This window comes from Thalassobaculum litoreum DSM 18839 (assembly GCF_900102465.1).
GTDB classification, from domain to species: domain Bacteria; phylum Pseudomonadota; class Alphaproteobacteria; order Thalassobaculales; family Thalassobaculaceae; genus Thalassobaculum; species Thalassobaculum litoreum.
In genome coordinates, this window is the sequence record NZ_FNBW01000038.1 from 1 (window position 1) to 5828 (window position 5828).

Below are 5828 nucleotides of genomic sequence, written 5' to 3' on the forward strand. Positions count from 1 at the left end.
AACCCGGTCATCTACGACAACAAGACCCTCTTCCATAACGATCACGGCAACCTCGGCACCACGGCGCTTGGCACCGCCGGTGCGCTTGCGGCTGCCCGCCTGCTGATGCTGAAGCAGACGGAGAAGGACAGCGGAGACCGGCTCGGCATCGGACCGCGGTCGCTGCTGTGCCCGCCGGATCTGGAGGAGATCGCAGCCAACCAGTTCCGTCGGTCGACCGAGAACGACAAGACCTTCATCCAGTCCCTGGTGCTGGACATCCTGCCGGTCTGGTACTGGACGGACGTCTCCGACTGGTCGCTTGTCGCCGACCCGATGGAATGCCCGACGATCGAGGTCGGCTTCCTGGATGGTGCGGAGGAGCCGGACATCTTCGTCCAGGACTCGCCGACCTCCGGGTCGCTCTTCAGCCACGATCAGATCACCTACAAGGTTCGCCACGTCTACGGCGGCGGTGTCATGGACTTCCGCGGCATGTTCAAGGCGGTGGTCGCGGACTGATCGGTAACCTGAGCCGATCGTCTGCCCCGCATTGACCTCGGGCACCGGTCGGCTCTCATCGCAAGGAAGAGAGCATGACTACTGACCTTCCCATTTCCACGCCCGGCGTCCTGGTGCTGCCGTTCGTCTTCGCGGGTGCCAACGCTGCCACCGCGGCGGCACGGGTGCGCTTCGACCTGCCGTTCGCGGCGAAGCTGATGGACGTCCAGGCGTCCGCCCGCTCGTCGACCGGCACCGATCCGACCCTGGACATCGACGTCCAGGCCGACGGTGAGTCGGTGCTCGACGCCGAGATCGCCGTGACCGCGGCCACGGTGACCCATGGGGTGATCGCGACCGACCGGCTCGCGGACGAGGCGGAGCTGACGATCGACTTCACGATCGGCGGCACTTCGTCCCCGACCTTCAACGACGTCCAGGTCGTTCTGACGCTCGTTCGGATCTGAGGTCAGGGATCGAGATGGCGCTGGCCGATTTTCAGAACCTGGTGGACGACTTCGTCCGCGACGACGAGAGCCGCATCACGACAGACGATCGTGATGCGGCGATCGCGCTCGCGGTCGCCCGCTATTCTGAGGATCGGCCCCGCAAGATCGTGGTCGACCTGACCGCTGCCGGCGGTCATTACCTCGATCTGCCCGAGAGCTGGGAGGATGGCTTCAGCCAGCTCGAGAGCCTCGAGTATCCGGTCGACCTGGTGCCGCCGAGCGAGATCTCGCCGGCCGACTGGCGCCTGTACACCAGTCCGAGCGCCACCCGGATCATGGTCGCCTTCTCATTGGCCGCGGCTGCAACCGTTCGGGCCACGCACACCGGGCGCCATGTGCTCGACGACGAAGCCGACACCATTCCCTTCGGTGCCCGTGAGCCGGTCGCGGCCTACGGTGCCTCCATCTTGCTGGATCAGCTCGCCTCGGCGACCGCCAATTCGTCGGATCCGACGATCGGCGCCGACAGTGTTGATCACCGCAGCAAGAGCCAGGAGTACGCGGCCCGCGCCCGCGCGCACCGCAACCGGTACCTCAACACCTTCGGTCTGACCGAGCGCAAGAACGTCGCCCACGGCGTCGTCGTGGATCTCGACCTCACAGACAGCCGCGGCCGCGATCGCCTCACACACCCGGGGCGCTACCGATGACGGACATTCAGATCGATATCGACACCAGCGCCGTCGACGCCGTGATCCGCGCCTGGGCCGTGATGCCCGAGCGGGCGATCGCCGTGCTCACCGCTGGCGTCACGGAAGCCACGCTGCTGCTGGAGCGGGAGACCAAGGAGCGCACTCCGCGCGGTGCCACCGGCGCCCTTGAAGCGTCGATTGCGGCACAGCCGGCCCAGGTCAGTCCCGAGGCGGTCGTCGGGTCGATCGGCAGCTCGCAGCCGCATGCGCTCCACGTCGAGCTGGGCACCCGACCGCACATGCCGCCGATCGCACCGCTGGTGGATTGGGCCAAGGCCAAGTTCGGTGTCGATCCCGAGGAGGCGGAGCGGATCGCCTGGGGCGTGGCGCGCAAGATCGCGGCCAAGGGTACCGAGGGTCAGCACATGTTCGCCGATGCGCTTGCGTCGAACGAAGGCCAGATCGCCTCGATCTTCGAGCGCCACATCCAGGGCCTGGCGGCCGAGCTGGCGGAGGTGCCCGGTGTCTGATCTGGCCGCAACCCGCACCGCCATCGTCGCCACGCTCAACAGCGTCGCCGACATCGGACAGGTTCACAGCTACGAGCGGTACGCCCGCGCCGAGAAGGATCTCAAGGCGCTGTACGAGGACGAGGGGCGGCTGCAGGGCTGGTTCGTGCGTCGGCTCTCCACGCGGGTCATATCGCCTGCCCGCGGGATCCGGACCGTCATCAACCGCTGGCGGATCCGCGGATACCGCGCGCTCGATGACTCTGTTCAGAGCGAGATCCTGTTCGACGCCACGATCGAGGCGATCCGGGCTGCGTTCGATGCCAGCTCGACGCTCGGCGGTGTGGTGGAAACCACGCATGTCGATGACCTCGCCGGCATCCAGGTCGAAGACAGCTCGCCGGTCATGTTTGCCGGCGTGCTCTGCCACGGCGCCCGCCTGGCGCTCTCTACCCGTCACCGCGAAAGGTAAGGAGGAGCCCCCATGTCCGGAGGCCAGTTCGTCATCAATCCCAAGACCGGCAAGCCCGAGCGCGTCGGCGAGCCGCCAAAGTCGCTCAGCCGCGCCGAGCGCCGAGCGCTCGAGGTCGAGGCCGAGAAGAAGGCCCAGGCTGAGAAGAAGGCCGAGGAGCCGCTCCAGGCCCTGCCCAAGCCGGCGGCTGAGGCCAAGCCGGCACCGCGTCGATCGACGACGCCGGCCAGCGAGAGCAGCCCGCGCCCGCCGGCATCGAGCACCGGCTCGGCGAAGGCCGCGTCCGACCCCTCTACCGGTAAGGAGTAACCCACATGAGCGACGACGAGATCTCCATGAACACGGCCGTGCTGTTTAACCAGCTCGAGGCCACATACGGCGTCTCGCCGGGCGCGATGACGGCCAGCCAGGCGGTGAAGGTCAAGTCGCTGACCGCCGTTCCACTAACCGGCAACCGCGTCGAGCGCGATGTCGTCACGCCGTACTACGGCGCCAATCCGGGCAAGCTGACCGCCAAGCGCGGGACCATGCAGTTCACCGTGGAGGCCACCGGCGCTGGCGAAACCGCTCTGGACGCCGGTACGGCGCCGGCTTTCGGTCGCCTATTGCGGCAGGCCGGAACTTCGGAGACGGTTCGCGCGCCTGCAGCGACCATCGCGGCAAGCCCGCCGACGGGCGTTGGCGGTCCGACCGGCACCTTCACCTACGCGGCCGGCGACCCTTATGAGGGGATCGTGGATCGCCTGGTCACGCTGCTCTGCACCACGGGCGGCGGCTCCGGTACCGCGGAGTTCACGGTGAGCGCTCCGGCGATCGCGCACCTGGCCGCATACGAGGCCACCGAACAGGTGATGACCGACGCCACCGATTTCGACCTCGTTCACGGCGCGACGATCACGCCGACGGTGGGCACCGCGTTCGAGGTCGGCGACAGCTACACGATCCAGCTGTCAGCTCCCGGCGCGTACTACGCTCCGGTCAGCCAAACCTTCGAGTCCGGCGAGAGCTTCTTCCAGTACGGCCCGAACCGTCATCGCTTCGCCGGGCAGCGCGGCAACGTGACAATCAACGCGGCGGCCGACGGCTATTTCGACCTGCAGTTCGACTTCATGGGCCTGCCGCGTGCACGGTCGAGCGAGGCGATCCCGGCCGTCGACTTCATCGCGTTCCAGGATCCGCTGATCGTCGATGACGACAACTCGCCCTACGTCGCCCTGGGCGGTGTGGAGATCAACCTGCGGAGCTTCAGCCTCAACGTCGGCCAGAACACCGTCATGCGGTCGCTGGTCGGCCAGAAGAAGGTTCGAACTTCAGGCCGATCTGCGTCGGGGACGATCGTTTTCGAGGCACTGGATCTCGATGACGTCGACTTCTTCGACAACCTGGACGACGGGTCGACCCTCGCCTTCGAGCTGATCCACGGCCTGCTGCGCGGCGAGATCGTCCATCTGACCTGTCCGCTCCTCGAGATCACCGGGCTGCAGTATCAGGACGAGGAAGGTGTGGCGATGTTCTCCGCCAATGTCACCGCGCTCCCGTCCGACGCCGGCAACGACGAGCTGACGCTCGCCATCAAGTGATTGAGACGAAACCGGGGAGGATCCTCCGGGACGGCTCTATTGGCCGGCAGGGTCCAACGATCCGGGAGTAGGCCCGCGGCCAGGCTGAAGGCTGCTGCAACGTCGGAGCTATGGACGTGACGGCCGGGAGAGACCGGCATCCATTTCGGCAACAGGAGGGTCGCATGGCGACCAAGAAGCAGAAGCACGAGGACATCGACGCTTCCGACGTGCCGCTCGACGCGTTCGATGAAGGCGGGCTGTTCGCCTTCGACGCGCGGCCGGTCGTTCGCAACTGGCCCGTCGGCATCCGGGTGCCGGTCGGGCCTGGCCAGTTCCGCATCCACGAGATCCGCTTGGATCTCCAGTACCTCGACATGAACGAGTACCACGAGCTGTACGAGCGGGTCACCGCCTTCGCTGCCGCCGGTGGCAAGCTCGGAGATCCGCTTGCCGACCCGCTGTATCCGCACCTGCGCGGCTGGTCCGGCATCGCTGCCCAAGGCAAGGGCGCGCTCGGGTATTCCGATGCGGCCAAGAGCCAGCTGCTGAGCGATCCGCGGATCCGCGGCGCCGTGCTGGAAGCGACCATGAAGATGGTCCTGGGGATCGAGGAAAAAAACTCCGAGACGCCGCCCGAAGATGGGCAACCGCAGGCCGGCGGGCCAAACCGCGCGGAACGTCGGGCGGCGGAGGCGAAGAGCCGGAAGGCTACGGGATAGCCGATCAGCTGCGCGATGCCGGCCAGGACGTCGACGCCTATCTCGACGCACAGCGCCGACGCCGCGCCCGTGAACGTCGGCGAGAGCGGGAGCTGCCGACGAGCCGGCCGGCCTATCCGGTCCTGCCGGCCAATACCGAGGCAGTTATGGTGTTTCAGAGGTGCCAGACCCAATGGACATATGCCGGCGATCCGCCGGCCCATACGGGTCTGCGCATGGAAGCCGTCACGGCCTGCCTTGACGCGCTCGGTGTTCCGCAGGAGCGCCGGTCGGATCTTCTCGGCCGCATCCAGATCATCGAGATGAAGGCGCTCGAGGTGCTCGGCCGGATCCGCATGTCCGACCTGGCGCGCATCCGGCGCCAGCAGCCGCAGTCGGCGAGGTCGCGATGAACGACATGGTCGTCGGCATCACGCTGCGCGCAGACGGCCGCGGCTTCGTCGGCGAAGTCCGGAACGCCCGATCGGAACTGGTCGGCCTGCGCGACAGCGGTACCGGCGCCGGCCGGGCCATGGAGGATCTGCGACTGCGCAGCTCCTCCGCACTCGCGTCCCTGCGATCGCTGCAGACCGTCATCGCCGGCCTTGGCCTGGCCGTCGGTGTGCGCGAGGCGGTCCAGGAGTTCGCCGCCTATGAGCGCGGACTGGTCGGCGTCGCCAAGACCGCCGATCTGACAGCCGACCAGATCCGGGAGATGGGCGCGGCCGTCACCGAGATGGCCCGCCGCATGCCATTCGCGAGAACGGAGCTGCTCGGCATTGCCCAGGCCGGCGGTCAGCTCGGCGTGAAGGGTGTGAAGGATCTCACGCTCTTCACCGAGACAGTGGCGAAGCTCGGTACGGCCTCCGACCTGGCTGGCGAGGAAGCGGCGACCAGCCTTACCCGGATCCTCAACGTAACCGGCGAGGCGATCGACAGCATCGACACGCTGGCATCGGTCATTGT

At 67.3% G+C, this 5828-nt stretch carries 10 protein-coding genes; all 10 read left to right on the top strand.

The genetic code is table 11. The features are described from left to right. Nucleotides 1-501, top strand: a 501-nt coding sequence (locus BLS34_RS26125) for a phage major capsid protein (RefSeq protein ID WP_483887626.1), incomplete at its 5' end; no start/stop codon positions are given. Nucleotides 502-575: 74 nt separating this feature from the next. Continuing rightward, on the top strand, nt 576-947 hold the full coding sequence (locus tag BLS34_RS25000; RefSeq protein ID WP_093154816.1) for a hypothetical protein: 372 nt from the start codon (nt 576-578) through the stop codon (nt 945-947). Between the two features lie 14 nt (nt 948-961). Beyond that, on the top strand, nt 962-1639 hold the full coding sequence (locus BLS34_RS25005; RefSeq protein WP_093154818.1) for a hypothetical protein: 678 nt from the start codon (nt 962-964) through the stop codon (nt 1637-1639). Continuing rightward, nucleotides 1636-2151 (top strand): hypothetical protein, encoded by a 516-nt coding sequence (locus BLS34_RS25010; RefSeq protein ID WP_093154821.1) that lies wholly within the window; start codon nt 1636-1638, stop codon nt 2149-2151. Before BLS34_RS25005 ends, BLS34_RS25010 begins: the two co-directional genes overlap by 4 nt. Then, nucleotides 2144-2602 (top strand): hypothetical protein, encoded by a 459-nt coding sequence (locus BLS34_RS25015; protein ID WP_093154745.1) that lies wholly within the window; start codon nt 2144-2146, stop codon nt 2600-2602. The genes BLS34_RS25010 and BLS34_RS25015 overlap by 8 nt, the downstream gene beginning before the upstream one ends. Before the next feature lie 12 nt (nt 2603-2614). After that, nucleotides 2615-2911 carry a hypothetical protein gene (locus tag BLS34_RS26130; protein WP_093154749.1) on the top strand — a complete coding sequence of 99 codons (297 nt, stop codon included), beginning with the start codon at nt 2615-2617 and terminating at the stop codon, nt 2909-2911. Between the two features lie 5 nt (nt 2912-2916). Then, on the top strand, nt 2917-4182 hold the full coding sequence (locus tag BLS34_RS25025; protein WP_093154823.1) for a hypothetical protein: 1266 nt from the start codon (nt 2917-2919) through the stop codon (nt 4180-4182). Between the two features lie 164 nt (nt 4183-4346). Beyond that, entirely contained in the window at nt 4347-4883 is a 537-nt protein-coding gene (locus BLS34_RS25030) for a hypothetical protein (RefSeq protein WP_093154826.1), read from the top strand. A 122-nt stretch (nt 4884-5005) separates the two neighbouring features. Further along, nucleotides 5006-5275: a DUF1799 domain-containing protein gene (locus BLS34_RS25035; protein WP_281241224.1), complete on the top strand. Its 270-nt coding sequence runs from the start codon at nt 5006-5008 to the stop codon at nt 5273-5275. Then, nucleotides 5272-5828, top strand: a 557-nt coding sequence (locus BLS34_RS25040; RefSeq protein WP_093154830.1) for a phage tail tape measure protein, incomplete at its 3' end; no start/stop codon positions are given. The genes BLS34_RS25035 and BLS34_RS25040, both read left to right, overlap by 4 nt.

What these genes read in the sequence shown, in the direction of transcription:
- BLS34_RS25000 (WP_093154816.1), top strand. Translation starts at nt 576, where the DNA reads ATGACTACTGACCTTCCCATTTCCACGCCCGGCGTCCTGGTGCTGCCG.
- BLS34_RS25005 (WP_093154818.1), top strand. Translation starts at nt 962, where the DNA reads ATGGCGCTGGCCGATTTTCAGAACCTGGTGGACGACTTCGTCCGCGAC.
- BLS34_RS25010 (WP_093154821.1), top strand. Translation starts at nt 1,636, where the DNA reads ATGACGGACATTCAGATCGATATCGACACCAGCGCCGTCGACGCCGTG.
- BLS34_RS26130 (WP_093154749.1), top strand. Translation starts at nt 2,615, where the DNA reads ATGTCCGGAGGCCAGTTCGTCATCAATCCCAAGACCGGCAAGCCCGAG.
- BLS34_RS25025 (WP_093154823.1), top strand. Translation starts at nt 2,917, where the DNA reads ATGAGCGACGACGAGATCTCCATGAACACGGCCGTGCTGTTTAACCAG.
- BLS34_RS25030 (WP_093154826.1), top strand. Translation starts at nt 4,347, where the DNA reads ATGGCGACCAAGAAGCAGAAGCACGAGGACATCGACGCTTCCGACGTG.